The following is a 23,460-nucleotide window of genomic DNA, read 5'->3' as shown; positions in this document are numbered from 1 at the left end:
TGAAAAAAATATATTTATGTATAAAGTTTTAGCTCAAATCAATAAAATAGTATTACCCAGTTTTACAAAACAACGTCTAGATATTAGCAAAGCTAAAAAATGGCAAATGGCTATCATCGGGTATCGCTATTACGTAACGAAAAGAGCTTTATAGTTGTTTTCTAAAAACTGAAAAGTACTTACAAATAACGCTCCTCAAAAACTTTTTGATGATGCTTTTGATGTCCAATAATTATAAAACCAATGGCACGCACAGAAACTTCACTATCAGAACAGATACCAATTTTCAACAACTGATCCTTGCTAAAGCTTTTAAACATAAGCAGGGTCGCATGCCGAACAGCTGATAATTCTGTCAATAAATCTTGAATACTACGCTTGTTGGCCTCAGTGTTTTCCGCGTAATCATTTTCTTCAAAACCAGGCAAAGGCGTTTTATCATTTCTAGAAATACGCAAAGCACGATAGCTAAAAATTCTTTCGGTATCTATAACATGTTGAATAATATCTTTGATTGTCCATTTTCCTTCTGCATAACGATAATCAAATTTATCCATTGGGATGTTTTGTATAAAACGGATAAAATCATGCAGCGAGATTTCTAATTCTTCAAGTAATTCAACACTTTGCAAAGCGTTAATATAAGTAGATTGAAACTTTGAATATTCATTAATAGGCAATTGATTCGAGTTCATAGGTTTGATTTTAAGCAGAGTTTCTACTAGCGTTAGTATTTCCAAAAAGCGAGCGCGTTACAATTTTTTCGTACACTTTTATAAGTTCATCATTGGGTTTTTCCTCTTTATTCAACTCATTGATTCGCAATAAAGCATATTGCTGAATCGTCAACAACGGCATTACGATTCTTTCTCTCATTGCAATCGAAGCCTTTCCATCAGGATAGTTTTCCATTAATTCACTATGTCCTGCAATTTTTAATAACAAGCGTTTGGTTTCTAAAAACTCATCGTATATTATTTGCCAAAACTCCCCAAAAACGGGATCTTTTCTCATGTAAGCCGTTAAAGGAAAAAATGATTTTGCCAAAGACATCATACTGTTTTCAAGCAATGTTTTAACAAAAAGAGAATTCTTGTACAAATTTTGAACTTTATCCCATTCATTACTATCTTCAAAATACTTCAAAGCAGTTCCTACACCAAAAAAACCGGGAACATTTTGCTTTAATTGACTCCAAGATCCTACAAAAGGAATGGCTCTCAAGTCGCTAAAATCTAATTGTTCAGATGTATTTCTTTTAGAGGGACGACTTCCAATATTCGTTTTAGCATAATATTTAAGGGTACTCATTTTCTCCAAGTAAGGAATAAATTGAGGATGATTCTTAAAGCTTAAATACTTATTATAACCTAATTCAGCCATTTTATCTAATATTTCAATATCAGTTTCAGATAAAATATTTTTATTTTTTCCAAAAACCTGATTAGTAACTCCTGCACTCAATAAATTTTCTAGATTATATCGGCAAGAATCTATTGTGCCAAAATTAGAACTAATGGTTTGGCCTTGAATGGTAATTTGAATTTCTTTATTCTCAATTTTTGAACCTAAAGAAGCATAAAACTGATGCGTTTTTCCACCTCCACGAGCCGGTGGTCCTCCTCTACCATCAAAAAATATCGCCTGAATATTGTATTTTCTTGAAATTTCGGTAAGCGCTACTTTTGCTTTATATATACTCCAATTCGCCATTAAATAACCACCATCTTTGGTACCATCAGAAAAACCAAGCATGATAGTTTGTTTATTTCCTCGGTTTTTCAAATGAGCAGCATAAGCAGGATTGAGGTACAACTTTTCCATGATTTCATGAGCGTGTTGCAAGTCATCTACCGATTCAAATAAAGGAACAATATCTAGCGTAGCTTCATTCCAATTACATAATTTAATCAATGCAAAAGTCTCCATCACATTCAAAGCACTTTCGTTATTGCTAATTATATATCGATTTGCACCAAATTCACCATTATTTTTTTGAATTGTTTTTATAGCTTGAATTGATTCTAATGTTAACCGTGTAATATCATTTTCAAAGACACTAGGGTCTAAATCTGCGGTTACAGTAGCTAACACCTCAAATTTATCGTTCTCGGATAAATCAAAATAATTATCAGGGAATACAGCGTTTTTTTGTCCAAAAGTATAGGTTACAACGTCCTTAAATACCGCATTATGAATTTTACTATTTTGTCTAATATCCAATGTAGCAAAATGAAATCCGAATAAGTTTACACGAATTAAAAGCGCTTCTATTTCATCCAAGTACAGTGACTGATGTTGCTCGATGATAATTGTTTTTATTTTACATATTTGCTCTTTAAACTCCTCAAGTGTAATAAAAATATCTCCTTTAGAATAAAAAACAGAACGATATAACTTTTGCTCTAACTCTGAAATGATAACATCAACTCCAGAAAAGGTCAGTTTTCTTTTTAAACTTCTGATGTTAAAATAATAACATTTTAAAATCGATGTTCTAAGTCTTTCTGCAACTTTAAGGGTAATATCTGTTGTTACAAATGGATTACCATCACGATCTCCACCAGGCCAAAAGCCAAGTTTTATTAATGGATTTTGAATGGTAGTGCCGTTAAAAACGTTTTTCTCTAAATAGTGAACCATTTCCCCAGAGGTGTCATAGAATACATTCTCTAGATACCAAATCAAACTTATGGCTTCATCAAAAGGGTTCGGTTTTTCATTTTGAATAAAAGGTGTTTTACCTAATTGAGCTAAAAGTTGTTTGATTTCGATTAAATCATTTTTGCGAATAGCCTCAGTCAAATCATTAATAATACCGAGTACCGCTCCAGGATAAAACTGTGTCGGATGAGCCGTTAATACAGTACGTACGTTGAAATTTTCCAGAAAAGCAATTAATTCTTCTTGCTTATTTTTGGCATCTGATTTTTCTTTGACATCACGCAGCGAACCTCTACCCTCCATGTTATTTACTGTTGAAAAAGCAGCATCTTCAATCGCATCAAACAAAACAATTTGACGCTCGATATATTGAATAAATCGAAACATCAAATCGATTGCTTCTTTTTCAGAAGCAGCATTCAAATATTTTTCAGAAAAAAAATTTACAATTTCTTTGGGAGTTTCTTGTTTTCTAAAACCTTTTTCACAGATATCGGTAAAAAGAGGCAACAAAACCCCAGTATTATCTACCGAATCAAAAGGTAAAGTAATAAATACACTATTGTAAATATGGTATTTTGAAAGAACATCTCTATTGAAACGTTCAATTTTTGGTAACGTATACATAATTTATTTGGTGATTTTTGGTTGTATTAATAGCAATTTCATAAAAAAACCCCAAGAAAACTTGAGGTTATATTTTAAACATAAGCATTCAAGCTGATTACATCTCTTTAAAGATGGTATGCATTAAGCGCTTTTTATCATTGATGCTTTCTTCTAAAGAAATCATAGTTTCAGTTCTGTACACCCCATCAATATCATCAATCATGAAGATAACATCCTTAGCATGTTTAGTATCTTTTGCTCTGATTTTACAAAAGATATTGAATTTTCCCGTAGTCACTGAAGCAACAGTTACAAAAGGAATTTCGTTGATACGCTCTAGAACAAATTTAGTTTGTGATGTATTGTTCAGAAAAACTCCAACGTAAGCAATAAATGAATATCCTAATTTATCATAATCTAACACTAAAGAAGAGCCCATAATGATTCCTGCGTCTTCCATTTTTTTAACTCTAACATGAACAGTACCTGCAGAGATTAATAATTTTTTTGCGATATCTGTGAAAGGAACTCTTGTGTTGTCAATCAACATATCTAAAATTTGATGATCTACCTCATCTAAACGAAATTTACTCATAATTCATTAATTAATATTACTGTTAAAGCAAGTATGATTACAAATATAAGAAAAAATCAATGATTTGATAAAAAAACTAAACTTTATTCACTCCATTAACAAAAAAAACTAGGTTATCTAATGAAAAGCTAGCTATTTGATTAATTTTAGGCAAATTACCCCAATCATCTTTATACAATGCTTCTTTAGCATCATACTCATAATGACCGAAAAAAGAGTCTAAATTATCCATTGCAGCGACATAAGCTTTCAAAACTACAGCCCCCTCAATCAATTCTTCTTTATATTGTAGTGCAAAATTCGTTATTATTTCATTACCATCATAATTTATTTTGACATTTTTAAATATAAAATCATAAAAAACAACTTTATTTTGAGGAATATTCAAATATTGAATCATTTTGTTGCTAACTATATCGTTTTCGAATATTGTAGCACAACTAACCAATAAGGAGATAAAAATATATTTACGTGTTTCTTCCCGCAGATAATCATTAGGAAAATGTCCCGCCTCAAACAGCATTGTAGGCACTCCTAAAAACTGAAAGGTATCTCCGATGCAATTTATATTAAACGAATCATCAAAACGGCCTACTTGCCCAGGAATATAGTTTTGCAAGACTTCATTAATAGAGACTATTGTATTTATAGCCGTTTGTCGCGTAGCATTAATCTCTCTTGCTTCATTAAAAGATGGCGCTAAAAAAGATACAGTTGCAGGTTTTCCAGTATCGGAGGCACCAAAAATAGTGCGTTGATCATGAAGATTAAAACAATAATCCGGCTCAAAAACCTCAAAAACTCCTCTCAGTGTTTGACTTTCTGGCTGACTCAATTCTTGCGAATCTCTATTTAAATCTACTTTATTTGCATTTTCTCTTGTATACAATGCCGCACCATCAGGATTGAGTATCGGAATGGCTAAAAAAGTAAAAACTTCAAGTAATTCTTTAGCTAAATCAGAATCACCGTTTAAAAAATTAATAAAATCTAACAGTGCTTTGGTAGTCGTGCTTTCATTACCATGCATTTGCGACCACAAAAACATTTTTGTTTTTCCAACCCCTATCTGATAGGAATAAATAGGTTTCTTCAAAACCGATTCTCCCACTTGTTTAACCTGTTGATTCGTGTTATGCTTTTTGAGAATAGGCAAAATCGCCTCCAATGTTAAATACCTCCCTTGAATCGATTGTTCTTTATACTTGTAAAATAACTCTAGTGCTTCCATAAATTATAAAATTTGGTTTACAAAAATAACTATCTTTAATTTTACATTTGTAAATTCATCATCTCCTTCAAAAGATAACGAATGTAAACTAAGTCTCCCATAAACAAACCCTTCGGCGATAAAAAAAATGAAGACAAAACAATTTTAATAATTAACACCTAAACACATACAAATCAAGACATTAATACTATTCATATAAAGTAAAAAACACCCTATTTTTCTTTTCGAAAGTGTTTTTTAAATCTTTAATTGGCTACCCCATTAAAATGATTTACTTTTGAAAACTTCAAATTCATTCAAAATTATTTACAATGGTAAACACAGATAAATTCATCCAAAGATTAGAAATTTTGCTAGACTACTACAATTTGAATGCAGCTACATTTGCAGATAAAATAGGTGTACAAAGGTCTAGTTTGTCTCATCTTTTATCTGGAAGAAACAAACCAAGTCTTGATTTTGTATTAAAAATAATAGAAAAATTCCCCGAAATAGATTTGTATTGGATTCTTCTGGGAAAAGGAAATTTTCCCAAACAGGAAGATCGCTATGACGATTTAAGTGAGAATTCCAACATACTACCTACCCTACCGTCTCTAACCAAAGAAAATAGTAGTACTTTTTTAGAAGAAACAAAAAACAATACGTCTGTTACTCCTTCTTCATCAGAAGAATCAAAAGAGCAATTAGATCAAATTATTATGATATATAAAGATGGTAGTTTTAAAATTTTACATCCGAAAGAGACTTAGTTTTAAACACATTACCATTCAAACCCATTTTCTGGAATTTTACCCACTACACCAACAAAATGCTTTTGAAGCTGAACCAAATCCGCATCATAATCTCCCGTTGGCATTATAGGTTGCCCTAAATTGACTTCCTTTTTTCCAAAATCAAAAGCCACCGGTATAATAGGGACGCCGGCTTTCAAGGCAATATAATAGAAGCCCGTTTTCAATTGCGTTACTTTTTTTCGAGTACCTTCTGGAGCAACCGCCAACCTAAAAACTTCTTTTCTTTTAAAAATTGAAGCAATAGCATCCACTTTATTCAAACCACCGCTTCTGTCCAAAGGCTCACCCCCCATGTAACGAAAATAATAATTGAACGGAAACATAAACAACTCCTTTTTACCAATCCAATTCATCTCAAGTTGCGTAATACCTCGAGTAAAAACCCCTAAATAAAAATCATGATTACTCGTATGAGGCATTACCATCATTACACATTTTGTAACCTCTGGCTTTATAGTCCCAACAATTTTCCAACCCATAAGATCAAAAAATAGCCATTTGTAGATTTGTTTTTTCATTGTTTTTTTTGAAAATATGACACAAAATAACTGATAAAAATGTTATTTTTGAAAAAATACTTTTCAAATGCTAAAAAAACTTTTTAGTTATCTCCTACCGATTACCATTTATAAATCAAAATCTACCATCAGTAAGTCTATTGAAATCACATGGACAAATGGTGAATTGGTTATGGATTCTAAAAATACCAATTACTCATATGGTAGCTTACAGCGCATATTAAGAATAGGATTATTGAAAATAGGTTTTTCAACGATTCAAGCCATGGATAAGGCATTAGTACTTGGAGTTGCCGGCGGTAGCGTTATCAAAACATTGATCAACGAAATCGAATTTAAAGGAAAAATAAAAGGTATAGACATTGATTCTAGAATAATTGACGTAGCCAACACTTATTTTCAATTGAATTCCTTACCAAATGTAGACATTCAAATCCAAGATGCGTTTGAGTATGTTCTAAGATGTACCGAAAAATACGATTTAATTATAATAGATGTATTTGAGGATACTGAGATGCCAAATTTTTTATTTGAATCCTTTTTTATCCATCCCTTAGCTGCATTACTAAACCCAAAAGGTTTTATTCTTTTCAACACTATGCTCCTAAAAAAATCAGACGAAGAAAGAAATAAAAATTTTATGACACATTTCGATTTGAAACAATACAAAATAAATGCTATTCCAAGAATTGAAATGCACAATGAATTAATTTTAATTCAAAAGCTCCACTGAATCTTACAAAAAGTTACAAACTCAAACTGCTGCGTAACTAAAATAATAATTTCGACAAGACATTTGTTGCGCTAGCTGACTTCGGCATAATTCCTAACAAACTAGCATATTGCTGTGCTTTTAAAACTGTTTTCATTTTTGAAGGAAAAGCACTTTGAATACCCGTCATTACTTTTGAATAGCCCGCTTTGTCCTTAGCCATCATGGGGAGCGCGTTTTTCTTTTTATTTAACAATTCGGTCACAATCGAGGTAACTTGTGGCACTTGTTCTGGAGTTAATTTCAACTGAGGCTTTAAGGAACCTAGAATTTCTGAACTAATGCCACTTACATCAAAAGCTGAGGTTGCTGTTTTACCTGCAATTGCAGATACCTTATTAACATCATTCATTGAAATCTGAGCCTTTGATACCAATCCTCCTATCAAAAGCAATACTAAAGTAAAAACTATTTTCTTCATAATAATTAATTTATATCTGCTAAACTTAACACAAATTATTGATTTAAAACCATTTATTATAATTTATTTTTGGTGATTTACATCCGTAAACCTAAAAAATAGAACAAAAAAATCTTCCTTAATGACTCATGAAAAAATGATTCTATTAAAAAAAAACACTGAACATGAAATTCAAATTTTACCAATAAATTATTAATCCGACGCAAGACATCATGAAATCACAATCAAAAAAAACACTATTTTTGCACGATGATTAAAGTAAGTATAATTGGTTCTGGAAATGTTGCACAACACTTGATTACGGCTTTTAATACGGCCAAAGGTATCGAGGTTATACAGGTTTTTTGTAGAAACCCCTTGTTGGCTATTAACAACTTAGCTCCCAAAAAAATAATTACTTCCTTATCAGAATTAATTGAAGCAGATGTTTATATTCTAGCTGTTTCAGATGATGCTATTAGCGAAGTTTCTCAACAATTACCTTTTGAAAATCGTTTTATTGTTCATACCTCTGGTGCAGCTTCTTTAGATTTGCTGTACAAAAAAAATAGAGGTGGCGTTTTTTATCCTTTACAAACCTTTAGTAAAGGTAAAGCAGTAAATTTTGAAACAATTCCCATTTGTCTAGAATCCTTTCATTCTGATGATTTTTCCATTTTAGAAAAAATAGCAAATTCTATATCAAATCACGTGTATACCATCAATTCAGAGCAAAGAAAAGCTTTGCATGTTGCTGCAGTTTTTGTCAATAATTTTACGAATCATTTATATCGTCTTGGTGAAGAAATTTGTGTCGCCAATAGTATACCCTTTGATATTCTAAAACCACTAATTATTGAAACCGCTCAAAAAATTCAACAGTTATCACCTACCGTAGCACAAACCGGACCAGCCAAAAGAAAAGATTTTACCACATTAAATACGCATGAATCCTTTTTAACTGATGAAAATCAAAAAAAAATATATCAAATTTTAACACAATCAATACAAGATCATGGCTAAGAGTTATAAAGAAATAATGAATGCTATTTCAACATTCGTTTTTGACGTAGACGGAGTATTAACAGATGGTTCTGTTTTTATCAACAATCAAGGGGAAATGCTGCGAACTATGAATATTCGGGATGGTTATGCAATAAAAACGGCAGTGGACAGCGGTTATAATGTATGTATTATATCTGGAGGAAGCAATGAGGGCGTTCGCGTTCGGTTGAGAAACTTAGGTGTTACAGATATTCATTTAGGCACTCCCGACAAGGTTGCAACTTTTGATGAATATGTAGATGTATATCAAATTAAGCCCGAACAAGTACTTTATATGGGAGACGATATACCCGATTATCATGTTATGAAATTAGTAGGACTACCTACTTGCCCTCAAGATGCTTGTTCGGAAATAAAATCTATTGCTGCCTATATTTCACATAAAAATGGGGGAAAAGGAGCCGTTCGAGATGTCATTGAACAAGTGATGAGAGTACAAGGTAAATGGATGGGAAATTTTGATGGAAAATTAGATTAATTTTTTAAAAATATAGTGTAACCCTAGTTGATAATTGTAACCCTTTTCAGAATTAATTTTTTGATAAGCTAAATAACATCAATTCCTTTAATACCCTATGAAATACCTTCAATTCATTCGTTTCCAAAATTTGCTTTTGCTGGCACTGATGCAACTCATTTTGCGCTTTGGTTTTTTGAACAAGCAACACTTTACACTTTCATTAACTGACTGGAAATATGTATTGTTAGTTATATCTACTTTATGTATTGCTGCAGGTGGCTACGTGATTAATGATATTTTTGATCAAGGTACAGACAGTATCAACAAACCTGATAAAGTTTTTGTTGGCCGTTTGATTTCAGAAAAAACAGCCTATTCCCTATATGTTTCCTTGACAATTATTGGAGTTGCGATTGGATTTCTATTGGCTAACAGTGTACAAAAGCCAAATTTTGCAGTATTCTTCATCTTTATTGCTTCCATTTTATATTTTTATGCAACTACGCTAAAGCAGTTATTTCTAGTAGGAAACTTACTAATTGCCTTGCTCGCAGGATTAAGTATTGTGATCGTGGGTATATTTGATCTTATCCCTTCCACCACACCAGAAAATCAAATACAAATGATCTCGATTTTTAGTCTCTTGCTTGACTATGCGGTGTTTGCTTTTTTAGTACATTTAATCCGAGAAATAGTAAAAGACTTGGAGGACTTACATGGGGATACAACCTACGAAATGAAAACATTAGCTATACAATTAGGAATCAAAAACACGACAAAATTACTGTTTGTTGTAAGCTTACTTCCAATAGGTTTATTCATCAATTATATGTATCACTATTTTATAAGCAACAATTTGCAAATTGTTACACTATATAGTTTAGTTGGAATCTTAGCCCCTTTTGTGTATTTTACTGTAAAAATTATACGCGCAAGAACCCAAAGTGATTTCCATCATTTAAGCTTGGTTTTAAAATGGATTATTTTCTTTGGAATTTTCATCTTACCCATTCTTCATTACAATATTCAAAATCATGCTTAAAAATAAATTAGCCGCTTTTCATATTATCCTTGCTTCTGGTTCTCCAAGAAGGCAACAGTTTTTTGTAGATTTAGATATAAATTTTGAAATTCGTTTAAAAGAAATTGAAGAAGTATTTCCGGAACATTTGCAAGGAAAAGAAATAACCGAATATTTATCAGTGTTGAAAGCCCAAGCATTTGAAAATGAATTAGAAGAAAACGAACTTTTAATAACCAGTGACACCCTTGTTTGGCATCATGAAAAAGCTTTAGGAAAACCCAAAAATTACAAAGAGGCTTTTGAAATGTTATCGTCTTTATCCAACACGACTCATGAAGTAATCACCTCAGTATGTTTCAAAACAAAAAATAAAACAGACGTTATCTCTGCAATAACAAAAGTTACTTTTACAACCTTGAACGATGCTGCTATTACCTATTATCTTGAAAAATACGAGCCTTATGATAAAGCTGGAGCTTACGGAATACAGGAATGGATTGGTTTTATTGGCGTTAAAAAAATAGAAGGATCTTACACTAACGTCATGGGGTTGCCAACTGAGAAAGTCTTTGAATATCTAAACAATCTTTAAACTAGTATTGAGATGTCGTTTTTAAACCAATTTTTGAAAGAAGAAATCAGCACCTTTATTTTACTAATTGTTGTTGTTATATGTAGGACACTGGTGAGCAAAATTGTTAGACGCTATGCAAAATCAAGTGAAATAATTGAAAAAAGAACAAATTTAGTAATTAAATACATTCATATTTTGATTACTATTTTAGCAATTATTTTTTTAATCGTAATTTGGGGGGTACAAGCTAAAGATATTTTCATTACGATTTCGTCTGTAGCCACTGTTATTGGGGTAGCCATGTTTGCGCAATGGTCAATTTTAAGCAATATTACAGCAGGAATCATTTTGTTTTTTTCTTTTCCTTTCAAAATTGGAGACATGATCCAAATTCACGACAAAGAATACTTAATTGAAGGTGAAATTGAAGATATTGGTGCTTATCATGTAACTATTCGATCCAAAGAAGGAGAAATTGTTATTTATCCCAACAATCTTTTTTTTCAAAAGGGAATTTCTATTAAGAAAAGAAATAATAGCGACTACCCAGATTTTACAGATTAACATTTTTACTCTTGTCCAACTAAAACACTTCAAGAGTTCCTAACGCTATGTATTTTCTTAAAATGTAGCCTCTTGAAATGAAGAGACGCGCAGTCATATAAAAATGCACCAAATTGTGGTCAATAACAGCTTTAGAAAGCCACAAATAAATTTAAATAGGCACTCACCATGTTCAATTATAAATTCTTTTGCTGTTTGGCCCTACTGTTTCTTTGGAAACCTTTTGCGATTGCGCAACAAGCAACAAAAATGGACAGCACCTCATTCTATAAAAACATTCAACAATTTTCACAAAAGAAAAAAACAACGAGTTTCCTGCATCGTTTGGTTTTTCGCCCGATACAACCCAAATTACCCCAAAAGAAAAGTCCCTCTTTTGATTACAAGCCTTTTCAAGGGAAAATTATAAATACAATTACCATACTAACATTTGATCCTTTCGGTAATAAAATTCAAAGTGAACAAATTTTAGAAGCTCCTAAAAAATTAAAAAAAGTAGAAAAATGGGGAAATGATTTACATTTAAAATCTAAAGATTATACTATTCGAAAAGTGCTACTTTTTAAAGAAAAAGAACCTCTTGATTCCTTAAAAATTAAAGAAAGTATTCGTCTAATTCGCTCTCAACGATTTATTAACCGTGTAGATTTAATCATTGTTGACTCAAAAGAAAACAACAACTCAGTAAACGTGGTGCTACAAGTACTTGATTCTTGGAGTTTAATTCCGAATGCCTCTTTCAGTACCACCCAAACCACTTTAAAATTAAAGGAACGAAATTTTTTGGGGCAAGGTCATGAAATAAGAGGAGAATATACAAATCGATTTAATGAAGGAGATAACGGTCATTTTCTACAATACACCATTCCTAATTTTCGAAAAACATTCATAAAAGTTCAAGCAACAAATCAAAAAGACGTTGAGGAAAATTCATTTAAAAATTTTGAAATTTCCAGACAATTTTTTTCACCATTAACAAAATGGGCCGGCGGTATTTCATATGAACAGCATTATAAACAAGATACATTAGCTGATAACAATAACAATTACAGCAAACAACATTTCAAATACAACACTGATGATTACTGGCTTGGTCATGCCATCTCACTTGAAAGTAGTCCTAGTGAGAAAAACAAAATCACCAATTTGATTTTGGCAGCAAGATATGTAAACGTAAACTTTAAGGAAGCGCCATCTATTGAATTTGACTCCATCCGTTTTTATTCCAATGAAAAATTAACGCTCTTGAGTGTTGGGTTGAATGCTAGAAACTTTATTCAAGAACGTTTTCTGTTTAATAACGGGATCATTGAAGATGTCCCCATTGGAAAAGCTTACAGTATCACCACAGGTTATCAAAGAAAAAACAACAAAGAGCAACTCTATCTAGGGACTAGGGCTTCCTTTGGCAACTACTATCGATGGGGATTTTTTAGCATGAATGCCGAATGGGGAACTTTTTTCAATGCTTCAAAAACAACCCAAACTGCTTTTTCATTTCAAGCCAATTATTTCACTAAATTATATGAAATTGGTGATTGGAAAGTAAGACAATTTTTAAAGCAACGAGTTGTATTAGGTACCAATAGACTGGCATCAACTGGTGATCAAATTACTCTAAATGGAGACTATGGCATTCCTGGTTTTAATAGTGCTTTGTATGGAACCAAAAAAATGGTTTTTAGTGCACAAACCCAAAGTTATTCACCATGGAATTTATGGGGATTTCGTTTGAATCCTTTTTTAAACTATACAATAGGTATTTTGGGCAATGACAAGAAAACCAAAATAAAAAGTCAAGCCTTTTCTAGTATTGGTTTGGGTGTAATAATAAATAATGATTATTTGGTTTTTAGTTCATTCCAACTCTCTTTTGCATTTTATCCTACGCTTTTTGGTCCAAATGATAAAAATCTTAGAACCAATGCTTTTGAAACTAGCGATTTCGGTTTGCTTGATTTTGAATTAAACAAACCGCGGACGGTTTTATATAAATAAAAAATTCACTTCATAATTTGCTCCAACCACTCAAACAAAGCCGAATAAACCCTTTCTCGGGCAGGCATTGGAGACAAAATCAAATCATGCATTCCGTTAGTAATTTCTAGGATCACGCGTTGAGGCGCCTCGATTTTTTCCGCTCCTGCTTGAATATCTTTTACATTCAAAATTGCATCTCCTTTGAAAAAAGAAGGACTCCAATCATGACTATAGATAGATTGGTGTGAATGCATTATCAATATAGGTTGAGACACTTGCACTCCCTTTTTAATTTTTAAATGTCCTTGATGAATTGCATTAATCCATCCTGCGTTAACAGAAGGAGCCAAATGAGGCTTCCAAGTCAAATTATAATTCCATTCTCCTTTTTGTCCAACATGCAGACTATGTCCATACCAATGTGAAATTTTTCCTGGAATTTTGATATCAGGAAAATTTCTACCCAAAAGCGCTACCCATGGGATTAAGAATCGCTTATGGAACTGCGACATATTCATCTCATAAAAAGGACTATTACAATACAATGCTTCAAATTTTTCACTACCCTTTCTAGCAGCAGCATATAAAGTAACCAACAAACCACCGGTTGAATGTCCAGATAACAAAACCTTAGTGTTTCCTTCGTTTTTAATGCGTTGTAAGGCTAGATCCAGATCAGCAAAATATTCGGTTAAGCTACGCATGGTATTCATTTTTTGATGAGGCAAAAAAGAACGACCGTATTTTCGTAAATCAAGTGCGTAAAAATGAAATCCTTTTTCATTGAATTTCAATCCCATTTCTGTTTGAAAAAAATAATCGTTAAAACCATGAATATACAACACCGCTTTCTCAGTAAATCCTTCATATTGCTTTCGGATTAAAGTCGTGATAACCCGCCCTTCATAGTCGTTTGCTTGCTCAAGAGTTGCTGATTCAAACCCTTGTCCCAAATGATCTTCAGTGTACACTATATTGTTTTGTATCGATTCCATCCTCTAAGATACTTAAAAATAGCTTTGAAAAACAATCTTACTTCTTAATCAAATGCACAACATTAACATAAATTAACAAAATATACCAAATGGTTATTACTATTTTTGAACCTTATCCATAATCAAACCCTTTATGTCTAAGTCTATAATTAAAACGACCTTTCTTTTAATTTTTTCTTTCTCAACTATTTTTGCTCAAAGACCAACAAAACCCAGTGCTGTTGAGATTTATAATCAAATTCAAAAATTAAATTTTCTAGGCTCAGTGCTTTATGTTGCAGCACATCCCGATGATGAAAACACCCGATTGATTTCTTATTTAGCTAATGAAACCAAAGCCAGAACCGCCTATTTGTCGTTAACTCGAGGGGATGGTGGACAAAATCTTATTGGAGCTCAATTGAGAGAACTATTGGGCGTTATTCGCACGCAAGAACTCATTGAAGCACGAAAAATTGATGGTGGAGAGCAATTTTTTTCTAGAGCGAATGATTTTGGTTTCTCAAAAAATCCAACTGAAACCTTGGCTATTTGGGACAAAGAAAAAGTCTTAGCCGATGTAATTTGGGCGATTCGTAAATTCCAACCCGATGTGATTATCAACCGATTTGATCATCGCTCTCCAGGAACAACGCACGGACATCACACTGCTTCGGCTATGTTGAGTGTAGAAAGTTTTAACTTAACTAACAATCCTGCTATTTATCCTGACCAACTTAAATACGTGCAACCTTGGCAAGCCAAACGCCAGTTTTTTAATACTTCTTGGTGGTTTTATGGTTCGCAAGAAAAATTTAATGCCGCTGATAAAACTAATTTATTGGCAATGCAAACCGGAGTATATTATCCCAACATTGGAAAATCTAACCAAGAAATTGCCGCTTTAAGCAGAAGTTCCCATGAATCCCAAGGTTTTGGAAGCACAGGAAGTCGTGGTGAAGAAACAGAATATTTAGAATTTTTAAATGGAGAAAAAATCCCTACAAACGGTTCGCTTTTCGACGGTATCGATACGAGCTGGAATCGCGTTAAAGGTGGAAAAGCTATAGGCGAAATCCTGCAAATAATAAGCAAAGAATTTAATCATAATAATCCCTCGGCTAGTATTCCAAAACTAGTTAAAGCTTACCAAATGATGCTGCAATTAGATGAAAATCATTGGTCAAAACAAAAAGCAGTAGCAACCCAAAATATAATTGCTGCTTGTGCTGGCTTATACCTAGAAGCTGTTGCTCCAACACAACAAACGACTCCGGGGAGTAATTTAAAAGTAAAGATAGAAGCCATCAATCGTTCTGCAATTCCAATGGTTTTAAAAAGTGTAACTACTTTACCTAACCAAAACACAATGGTTCAAAATAGTAAATTAGATACTAATCAATCTAACACTTTAACCCTTGATTTTCAATTACCAGAAACCATAGCCTATACGCAACCCTATTGGTTGGCTGAAGAAGCTAATGTAGGAATGTACACCGTGAGCAATCCTACTGAAATTGGACTACCTGAAAAAGAAAGAGACGCAAAAGTGGTGTTCACTGTGAGCATTGAAGGAGTTGAAATTCCTTTTGAACGTACTGTAGTTTACAAATACAATGACGATGTAAAAGGCGAAATGTATAATTTCTTGGATATCGTTCCCGAAGCCACTTCCACATTTACAGAAAAAGTGTTGTTATTTACCAATGAAAAAAGTAAAAACGTTGGCGTGAAAGTCAAAGCTGGTAAAGATGCAGTAAAAGGCATCGTACAATTAGAATTAGGTAAAGATTGGAAAATAAATCCTGCATTTATTGAAGTAAATTTGGAGACAAAAGGAAGTGAAAAAACCGTCTATTTTACCGTCACTCCACCCAAAAATTACCAAGAAATTGTGGCTAAAAGTACTATTGTCATAGGAGAAAAAAGATTGACTAAAAGCCAGATTATTATTGACTTTGATCACATAACCAAGCAGCAAATTTTAAAAAATGCGGAAGCGAAGTTTATACGCATGGATTTAAAAATCAATAATGAAAAAATTGCCTATATCATGGGAGCTGGAGATGAAGTCCCAGCAAGTTTGGAACAAATGGGGTATCATGTAACCTTGTTGAAGCCAGAAGAAATTACTACGGAGCGCATGGCTTCGTTTGATGTGGTGATGACTGGTGTTCGTGCCTATAATACGGTGCAGGCATTAGCTAACAAACAAAGTGTTTTATTTGATTTTGTAAAAGAAGGAAAGACAATGATCGTACAATACAACACATTGGATGATTTAGTAACTCAAAATATGGCACCTTATCCACTAAAAATTTCTCGTGATCGTGTTACGGAAGAAAACGCAGAAGTTCGTTTTCTCGCACCCAATCACCCGATCTTACATTTTCCAAATAAAATCACAACCGCTGATTTTAAAGGGTGGAAACAAGAACAAGGATTGTATTACCCAAACACCTTTGATGCCGCCTTCACCCCCATTTTATCCTCAAATGACAAAGGAGAAACGCCTAAAAACGGAGCCCTGCTTGTAGCTCCTTACGGAAAAGGAAACTATATTTATACGGGTTTAAGTTTCTTTAGAGAATTACCAGAGGGAGTTAGTGGTGCTTTCAAATTGTTATCCAATGCTATTTCATTACAATCAGAAACTAAAATTCCTGATCCAAAAATTAATCATTAATTCCAACGATTATGCCACCCAAAAAAGAAAAAATTTGGAAAAAAGATTACACTTATGTACTCATCGCGAATATTGTTTACATATTGATTTTTTGTCTCATTATGAATTTATACGCCTAACCCATGCAATTATTTGATTGGATTATTTTATTGACCACCCTTTTATTCATTGTTATTTATGGCGTTTGGAAAACCAAAGGGAGCAAAAACGTTGAAGATTTTATCTTAGGGAACAACGAAACACCTTGGCATGTGGTAGGACTCTCGGTGATGGCAACTCAGGCCAGCGCCATTACGTTCCTATCTACTCCCGGTCAAGCCTACCATGATGGTATGGGATTCGTGCAATTCTATTTTGGATTACCTATCGCTATGGTATTAATTTGCGCGACCTTTATTCCTATATACCACAAATATAAAGTCTATACCGCTTATGAATACCTCGAAAAAAGATTCGATTTAAAAACACGCTCATTGGCAGCCATTTTGTTCTTAGTACAACGTGGATTAGGTACCGGATTAACCATCTATGCGCCTGCCATTATTTTGTCAGCCATATTAGGATGGAACTTAACTTATATGAATATTTTCATTGGAATTTCAGTGATTATTTATACTTTTTCTGGTGGTACTAAGGCAGTCAACGTCACGCAAAAACAGCAAATGTTTGTCATCATGTTGGGAATGTTTTCTACCTTTTTCTTGATTTTACATTATTTGCCTAACGACATGACATTTTCTAGTGCTTTGCACATAGCAGGCGCCAATGACAAAATGAATATCGTAGATTTCTCTTTTGATCCTGAGCAAAAATATACGTTTTGGAGTGGAATTACAGGAGGTTTCTTCTTGGCATTGGCGTATTTTGGAACCGATCAATCCCAAGTAGGACGCTATTTATCTGGAAGGTCAGTGCGAGAAAGTCAGATGGGATTAATTATGAATGGACTACTCAAAGTCCCTATGCAATTCTTTATTTTATTAACTGGAGTGATGGTTTTTGTCTTTTTTCAGTTCAATCCTGTACCACTTAATTTTAATCCCAATAATAAAATAGTAATTGAAAACTCCAAATTCAAAGAGGAATACCATGCTTTAGAAAAAAAGCTCAATGCCTTATCAGAAGACAAAAAAGTCATTAATTTATTATACATAGATCAACTCAATCAAGATTATGACAACCCTGCTTTGCGCAAAGAATTAGTAGCCTTGTCAAATAAAGAAAAAGATTTGCGAGATCGTGCCAAAGAAATCATCACTAAAGCCGATCCCGATAGTGAGACGAATGACAAAGACTATGTTTTTTTTCATTTTGTACTCCACTATCTTCCCAAGGGATTGATTGGTTTATTGTTAGCTGTAATTCTATCCGCAGCCATGTCTTCTACCGCTTCTGGACTAAGTGCATTAGCCTCAACAACCGCTATAGACATCTACAAACGCAATTTAAAAACCGAAAAATCAGAAACACATTATTTGAATGCTACCAAATTTTTTACTTTGATGTGGGGAGTTATTGCCATCCTTTTTGCTTGTATCGGAACCTTATTTGAAAATTTGATTCAGTTGGTAAACATCATCGGCTCCATTTTTTATGGAACCGTATTAGGGATTTTCTTGGTGGGATTTTACCTCAAAAAGGTACAATCTCAGGCTGTGTTTTACAGTGCTGTAATCAGTCAAATTACGATTTTCATCATCTATTATTTTGCGATTTTCATCTATCCGAGCGGTGAAGAAAAATTGGGCTACTTATGGTTGAATTTTATTGGAGCGCTGCTAACCATTATTTTATCCTTATTGATTCAAATGTTGTTTATCAAAACAACCCCAGATAGCTACGAATAATTTATAAAAAATGCCCCTAAACTCTAGATCGAGACAAATCAAAAAAAATGTTTTTAACTGAATTTTCAAAAAATCATAAGAAATTACTAAAGATTAAATGGTAGAGTATTTTTTTTTAACAAAATATACATTACATTTATGATTAATTTTTAATTATTTTATGATGAAAAAAATGATTTTATTTTTAGCCTTCCTTTTGTCAAACTCTGTGAATGCTACCAATTGGCAAACTGATTTCAAAAGTGCTCAGAAAATAGCATTAGCTACAAATCGTTTCATTTTAATTGATTTTTGGGCAACTTGGTGTGGTCCTTGTAAAAAAATGGATATGGATACTTGGAGTAACGAGGAAATTATTGAAATAACACAGGATTTTGTTTTATTAAAAATTGATATTGATTCCAATAGAGAATTAGCTATGCAATATGGAATAAGTAGCATACCGAATATGTTTATCATAGATGGAAATGGTAAAAAATTGACTTCATTTTTAGGTTATAGATCTCCCAATGATTTGAAGAAAGAAATTGAAAATTATCTTTTGAATACTGAATTTTTATCCAAGGAACTAATCAATGTATTTACAAAAAATGATTTCAGAAACCTCGCTGCTTTGATTATAAAATATTATGATTATTCGCTATATGTAGACAAAGAAATTAATACTAAAATCATTAGATTAAACCGCGAATATCTTAATGATGCCAAGAAAAAAATAGACAAAAAAGCTGAAAACTTTCAAGAATTAAGTCAAAAACTAGAACTTCTAAATCTTTACGAATTGGCTTACCTCAAAAAGTATGAGAAATTAGCTGAGAAATTAGAAGAAAAATTCCATGATGCTACAAAAATTGCTTTTGCAAATGAAATATCCTATTATTTCTTAAAATATATTGCATTGAAAGGAAATAATAATAGCGAAGTAGCTCTTTTTGAAGAAAAGCTACAACAATCGGACGCTTCTTTTGTAATCGAAAAGGGAAATAGAGTTTTGGCTTCCCATTCTTAAAACATTAGACTTATTTATGTCCCAAATTCGGATTCAAACTTAAGATATCCTTCAAATATAAAACGGAAAACCCGCAAAGGAAGCCGTTTCCTTTTAAAACAAACCCCAAAAGAGCCGTCAAGTGAAGGTTCTTTTGGGGTTAAGTTTACAAATAGATTCTAGACAACTACCTGTATAAAATAACTGTAATTCAATTTTATTCTAATAATTTAGGAGTACCCAGAATTAACTCTATTTTCTTCAAAATTACGGTAATTTGATTCATTTGATTTTCAATATTTCTAAAAAACAAACTAATATCACGGTTGACCCAACTTTCAGAAATAATTCTAGATCCAAGACTGATTCGCAAAACGGCACTTTGAAAATCGACTCCATTTTTCACATTAACGGGCTGACCAATATGGCATTTTTGAGCCGCCAATCGAATAATTTCTAATGGTGCATCCTCAAATGAATTAGAAATATCAGAGTTTAATAAAGTATATAGTTTTTTTACTTTACCATCCGACAAAGCTTTCCCCTCTTTTAAAATAAAAAACGGAAAAATAGTACAAATATTTCGTAAACTGAATTCATTTCTATCATAGGGATTCGATTGAAATCTGTCGATAAATAAGGGCTCCAAGAAAGCAGCTTCTTTGATTGAATCCTCTACAAAATTGCAAAACATTTCTATGCCCATGTTTCTATATAGAACAGGAGTCTTGTAATAACGATCCATTTCAACAATTGCTGCATTCCAACGCATATTCGACCCATAGTTACACCCTTCTGATAAATCTTTAGAACAGTACCATGATGTAGGCCAATCAGAATGATTATAATAAGAGTTCAATCCTTTAGGCAAGGTAGTTTTAGTAGCATTAACTAACTTACTTACTTTTTTGGGTAAAATTAAGGCCCCACAGTAAGGAGGTCCTGTGAAATATTTACTGCCCGTGATTGTTATCATATAACCTTTGTTCAAATAATGATGCAAGTCTTTAGGGTCTAATCGAAGTTGAGAAGCATCAACTATACATTGAAGGGATAAATCTTTTAGCGTTTCTAATTTTTGAATCAAAGCTACACTTGGTGATTGATACCCCAGTTTTGATTGATCCATGATGTGCAACACCACATGTCTACCCAAAGCTTTAGTTTTGGTAATTGCCTCTAAAACTTCTTGATCCAATTGTAGTGTTGATTTTAGCTCTCCATTCTGATCCCGTAATGGGACTTTAATCAAATCAACGGCTCTAAAACCTTCAATAGTATCGCCTTTATTTACGGGGAAATTTAATGCTGTAGTGTTTTCAAAATGACATCCTTGTAACGCCGCGGGGACACCACTACCCGTTTCATCCGAAGCGACCAAAACATGTGTGATGGGTTTATCAGTAACGATTTGTGTGATTGCCGCTATCTGCAAAGCCGAATCAGTTCCTGAGGGCGAAAAGATTATTTGGCATTCGTCTTTGATTTTTAGGGCTTTCCTCAAATTGTTTTTAAGTAATTCTGAAAACTCTAAAGTAGTTTTTTGAAAACCATTTTGAATACTTTTTTGAATTAGAATGCGTCTTACTTTATCAGATTTATCAAAAGCAAAATTTGAAATACTAGTAGCAGTTGAAGAAGCAAAAGTAAAAGCATCAGGACGAGGAAAGGGGCGACAACCATATTTGTTTAACAACTCAATCTCGTCTATATTCAATCGAAGATCACCGCCAGACATTAACAGATATTCGGTAGGTTTTGCCAAATGTTCCAAAATAGGTTCCCATAATTTTTCCAGTGATTTTTTAGCATTCTTTATACCATGAATCGTTTCCAATTCGACAGTATTAGCTAAAACATCCCAAGTTAAGTCTGTTTTGTTTTTTATCAAATCAATTAAAAAATGGTGACTCGTTGCTAACTTTTCCTTATCTTCTTTTGGCAATATTTCATAAAAAATATGGGTTACTTTTAACGCAGCCACATCACAGAGAAAAGAATTCGATTTGTCCTTCCCTAGCGCCTTATACCAAAGCTGCCATTCGACTCCAAATCGCAAATAGGTCAAAGCTAACACTGGCTGATCTAAAAATGAAGCTCCAATAATAATAGATTTATTAGGGATAATTTGAAATACCTCAGGATCAGTTTTTGAAGTAATTATATTGATATCATTTATCTTAGGAACTGTATTAAATCGTTTTAAAACTCTAACTAAATCAGTAATGTTTTCTTTTTCAAATAAACGAGTTCGATTATATTGATCTTCAATAAGTATGTTATTGGTCATAAGTATTTAATTAAACTTTAGTACAATTGGCTAGCCTTATTATAGCCATTTTGGTCATGAAAAAGTGAAAAGAAATTTTCTCTTTTGAGAAGCCATTACTCTTTCAAAAACTATTTTTTTTTGCAAAATTCCGAACTTTTTTTGAAAAAGTAATGTTAAATAAGTAGCAAAGGTAAGGAAACTATGGGCTAGGGATACATCCATCGTTTGAAAACATACTTTTTATGTTTCAAAAAAGTATGTTGTAAAAAAAATTACGATTCCCTCTCTTCAACCATTTTTAATAATTGTGTCACTGTATTCCAGTTTCTTATCGTAGCAATAAGGTTTAATTTTTTCTCAATATATTTTTGATCAAATCTTGTTTTCCCAGCACCAACAGCATATTTAATGTAAATTCTGTTAGCATCAATCTGCGCTTCATCGGGTTTCACTTGACTCATTTTTAAATCGTTGATACTGTCACTTTTCAATTCCATCGAAACAAAAGCCACATACAATTTTTTCAAATCCACTTCTTTTTCCTTCAAAAAAGAATTATTAGCAAAACAAGCCTCCAAATCCGATTTTCCTATCACCACCACAGGAACTTCTAGTCCCAGCGTTTTAAATAGTTCTTGCTTAATCATAAAACCTACCTTGGCAGGATTTTCCTCTTCGCTATCAACAAAAACATTCCCCGACTGAATATAGGTTTGTACGTTCTTAAAACCAATCGTTTCAAGAGTCGTTTTCAAAACCTCCATTTTAATCATATTATGCCCTGACACATTGATGCCACGGAGGAGCGCTAAGTGTGTTGTCATTCTTTTTTGAATTAAATTTTAACCTTCACTACTACTTTTTTCACTTTCGAAACCACACCAGCTTTTACACAAGGACGGTGTAAATCTTCGGGGAAAAACAAGGTAAACATCCCTTCTTCTACTCGTAATAAAGAAGTATCACCTTCATAAAAGGTATAATCCTTTTCTAAGTCCTCTTCCACCATTTTCTGGTTGGTCAAAGGCGCAAAACCCATCAACTCCACTCCACTGATGACGTATTGAATATCAATGTAGTTGTGGTGACCTTCCAGCACACATTCAGATTCGTCTTTCGTATCATATTCTTGCACAATCGCGAATATTTTATCCGAATCAATTTCGTGCTTTCCTGAGGCAATAGCCTTTAAATCGGTAATAGTTATAAACTCAAAACCTTTGGCCAAACGTTTGGTCAATTGGCTGTATAGTCTGTAATTCTCTATTTTATCAATAACCATATTTCTAGTATTTAGTTTCCAAAGATATTGTGAATTGAAGGAAATTCCTAAACAAACCCATTTCCAAATCTAGAAACAATCTAGTATCTTCGCTTTGCGAAAATACTTTGACCTTTTTATTGAAAAGTCATTTACCAAATAGCATTAGCCACTAAAAT

At 32.9% G+C, this 23,460-nt stretch carries 22 protein-coding genes; 12 read left to right on the top strand and 10 right to left on the bottom strand.

Going from position 1 to position 23,460, the window contains the following annotated elements; genetic code table 11:
• Positions 1–16: 16 nt before the first annotated feature.
• Positions 17–154: an SsrA-binding protein gene (locus tag ACSVH7_RS10900; RefSeq protein ID WP_438066726.1), complete on the top strand. Its 138-nt coding sequence runs from the start codon at positions 17–19 to the stop codon at positions 152–154.
• Positions 155–179: 25 nt separating this feature from the next.
• Here the strand turns inward: ACSVH7_RS10900 and ACSVH7_RS10895 are convergent, their stop codons facing one another.
• The 4 genes from ACSVH7_RS10895 to ACSVH7_RS10880 all read right to left on the bottom strand — a co-directional run bounded on the left by ACSVH7_RS10895 (position 180) and on the right by ACSVH7_RS10880 (position 5,099).
• Positions 180–695: a DinB family protein gene (locus ACSVH7_RS10895; protein WP_438066725.1), complete on the bottom strand. Its 516-nt coding sequence runs from the start codon at positions 693–695 to the stop codon at positions 180–182.
• A 10-nt stretch (positions 696–705) separates the two neighbouring features.
• Positions 706–3,291 (bottom strand): phosphoenolpyruvate carboxylase, encoded by a 2,586-nt coding sequence (locus ACSVH7_RS10890; protein WP_438066724.1) that lies wholly within the window; start codon positions 3,289–3,291, stop codon positions 706–708.
• Between the two features lie 97 nt (positions 3,292–3,388).
• On the bottom strand, positions 3,389–3,868 hold the full coding sequence (locus tag ACSVH7_RS10885; protein WP_159685266.1) for an Lrp/AsnC family transcriptional regulator: 480 nt from the start codon (positions 3,866–3,868) through the stop codon (positions 3,389–3,391).
• 76 nt (positions 3,869–3,944) lie between these two features.
• Positions 3,945–5,099: a M14 family metallopeptidase gene (locus tag ACSVH7_RS10880; protein WP_438066723.1), complete on the bottom strand. Its 1,155-nt coding sequence runs from the start codon at positions 5,097–5,099 to the stop codon at positions 3,945–3,947.
• A gap of 311 nt (positions 5,100–5,410) precedes the next feature.
• Here ACSVH7_RS10880 and ACSVH7_RS10875 point away from each other — a divergent pair, with 311 nt between their 5' ends.
• On the top strand, positions 5,411–5,851 hold the full coding sequence (locus ACSVH7_RS10875; protein ID WP_438066722.1) for a helix-turn-helix transcriptional regulator: 441 nt from the start codon (positions 5,411–5,413) through the stop codon (positions 5,849–5,851).
• Positions 5,852–5,862: 11 nt separating this feature from the next.
• On the opposite strand, the gene ACSVH7_RS10870 is transcribed toward ACSVH7_RS10875, so the two are convergent.
• Positions 5,863–6,414: a 1-acyl-sn-glycerol-3-phosphate acyltransferase gene (locus ACSVH7_RS10870; RefSeq protein ID WP_438066721.1), complete on the bottom strand. Its 552-nt coding sequence runs from the start codon at positions 6,412–6,414 to the stop codon at positions 5,863–5,865.
• 67 nt (positions 6,415–6,481) lie between these two features.
• On the opposite strand from ACSVH7_RS10870, the gene ACSVH7_RS10865 reads away from it, so the two are divergent.
• Positions 6,482–7,147 (top strand): spermidine synthase, encoded by a 666-nt coding sequence (locus tag ACSVH7_RS10865; RefSeq protein WP_438066720.1) that lies wholly within the window; start codon positions 6,482–6,484, stop codon positions 7,145–7,147.
• A gap of 37 nt (positions 7,148–7,184) precedes the next feature.
• Here the strand turns inward: ACSVH7_RS10865 and ACSVH7_RS10860 are convergent, their stop codons facing one another.
• The gene (locus ACSVH7_RS10860) at positions 7,185–7,607 is read right to left on the bottom strand and encodes a hypothetical protein (RefSeq protein WP_438066719.1); all 423 of its coding nucleotides are present in this window, start codon (positions 7,605–7,607) and stop codon (positions 7,185–7,187) included.
• A gap of 249 nt (positions 7,608–7,856) precedes the next feature.
• Here ACSVH7_RS10860 and ACSVH7_RS10855 point away from each other — a divergent pair, with 249 nt between their 5' ends.
• From ACSVH7_RS10855 to ACSVH7_RS10830, 6 genes are all read left to right on the top strand, one after another.
• The gene (locus ACSVH7_RS10855; protein WP_438066718.1) at positions 7,857–8,609 is read left to right on the top strand and encodes a Rossmann-like and DUF2520 domain-containing protein; all 753 of its coding nucleotides are present in this window, start codon (positions 7,857–7,859) and stop codon (positions 8,607–8,609) included.
• The gene (locus tag ACSVH7_RS10850; RefSeq protein ID WP_438066717.1) at positions 8,602–9,129 is read left to right on the top strand and encodes a KdsC family phosphatase; all 528 of its coding nucleotides are present in this window, start codon (positions 8,602–8,604) and stop codon (positions 9,127–9,129) included. The genes ACSVH7_RS10855 and ACSVH7_RS10850 overlap by 8 nt, the downstream gene beginning before the upstream one ends.
• Positions 9,130–9,226: 97 nt before the next feature.
• Positions 9,227–10,153 (top strand): geranylgeranylglycerol-phosphate geranylgeranyltransferase, encoded by a 927-nt coding sequence (locus tag ACSVH7_RS10845; RefSeq protein WP_438066716.1) that lies wholly within the window; start codon positions 9,227–9,229, stop codon positions 10,151–10,153.
• Complete coding sequence (locus ACSVH7_RS10840) at positions 10,146–10,727, top strand: Maf family nucleotide pyrophosphatase (RefSeq protein ID WP_438066715.1); 582 nt, start codon at positions 10,146–10,148, stop codon at positions 10,725–10,727. Before ACSVH7_RS10845 ends, ACSVH7_RS10840 begins: the two co-directional genes overlap by 8 nt.
• A 12-nt stretch (positions 10,728–10,739) precedes the next feature.
• Complete coding sequence (locus ACSVH7_RS10835; protein ID WP_438066714.1) at positions 10,740–11,273, top strand: mechanosensitive ion channel domain-containing protein; 534 nt, start codon at positions 10,740–10,742, stop codon at positions 11,271–11,273.
• A gap of 168 nt (positions 11,274–11,441) precedes the next feature.
• Entirely contained in the window at positions 11,442–13,271 is a 1,830-nt protein-coding gene (locus ACSVH7_RS10830; RefSeq protein WP_438066713.1) for a hypothetical protein, read from the top strand.
• Positions 13,272–13,276: 5 nt separating this feature from the next.
• On the opposite strand, the gene ACSVH7_RS10825 is transcribed toward ACSVH7_RS10830, so the two are convergent.
• The gene (locus ACSVH7_RS10825; protein WP_438066712.1) at positions 13,277–14,248 is read right to left on the bottom strand and encodes an alpha/beta hydrolase; all 972 of its coding nucleotides are present in this window, start codon (positions 14,246–14,248) and stop codon (positions 13,277–13,279) included.
• A 133-nt stretch (positions 14,249–14,381) separates the two neighbouring features.
• Here ACSVH7_RS10825 and ACSVH7_RS10820 point away from each other — a divergent pair, with 133 nt between their 5' ends.
• The 3 genes from ACSVH7_RS10820 to ACSVH7_RS10810 all read left to right on the top strand — a co-directional run bounded on the left by ACSVH7_RS10820 (position 14,382) and on the right by ACSVH7_RS10810 (position 19,769).
• The gene (locus ACSVH7_RS10820) at positions 14,382–16,913 is read left to right on the top strand and encodes a PIG-L family deacetylase (RefSeq protein ID WP_438066711.1); all 2,532 of its coding nucleotides are present in this window, start codon (positions 14,382–14,384) and stop codon (positions 16,911–16,913) included.
• Between the two features lie 122 nt (positions 16,914–17,035).
• Positions 17,036–18,760, top strand: a complete 1,725-nt coding sequence (locus tag ACSVH7_RS10815; RefSeq protein ID WP_438066710.1) for a sodium:solute symporter — start codon at positions 17,036–17,038, stop codon at positions 18,758–18,760.
• Between the two features lie 172 nt (positions 18,761–18,932).
• Positions 18,933–19,769, top strand: coding sequence for a thioredoxin family protein (locus ACSVH7_RS10810; RefSeq protein WP_438066709.1), 837 nt, complete (start codon positions 18,933–18,935; stop codon positions 19,767–19,769).
• A gap of 196 nt (positions 19,770–19,965) precedes the next feature.
• Here ACSVH7_RS10810 and ACSVH7_RS10805 read toward each other — a convergent pair whose 3' ends face one another.
• The 3 genes from ACSVH7_RS10805 to ACSVH7_RS10795 all read right to left on the bottom strand — a co-directional run bounded on the left by ACSVH7_RS10805 (position 19,966) and on the right by ACSVH7_RS10795 (position 23,302).
• On the bottom strand, positions 19,966–22,038 hold the full coding sequence (locus tag ACSVH7_RS10805) for a hypothetical protein (protein ID WP_438066708.1): 2,073 nt from the start codon (positions 22,036–22,038) through the stop codon (positions 19,966–19,968).
• 254 nt (positions 22,039–22,292) lie between these two features.
• Entirely contained in the window at positions 22,293–22,844 is a 552-nt protein-coding gene (locus ACSVH7_RS10800) for a DUF1697 domain-containing protein (RefSeq protein ID WP_438066707.1), read from the bottom strand.
• 11 nt (positions 22,845–22,855) lie between these two features.
• Positions 22,856–23,302: a YhcH/YjgK/YiaL family protein gene (locus ACSVH7_RS10795; protein ID WP_438066706.1), complete on the bottom strand. Its 447-nt coding sequence runs from the start codon at positions 23,300–23,302 to the stop codon at positions 22,856–22,858.
• Between the last annotated feature and the right edge of the window lie 158 nt (positions 23,303–23,460).

Source organism: Flavobacterium sp. TSSA_36, assembly GCF_051547165.1.
In the GTDB taxonomy this organism is placed as follows: domain Bacteria; phylum Bacteroidota; class Bacteroidia; order Flavobacteriales; family Flavobacteriaceae; genus Flavobacterium.
Note: the sequence above shows the minus strand (reverse complement) of the source record. Positions and strands in the feature narration are given on the sequence as shown.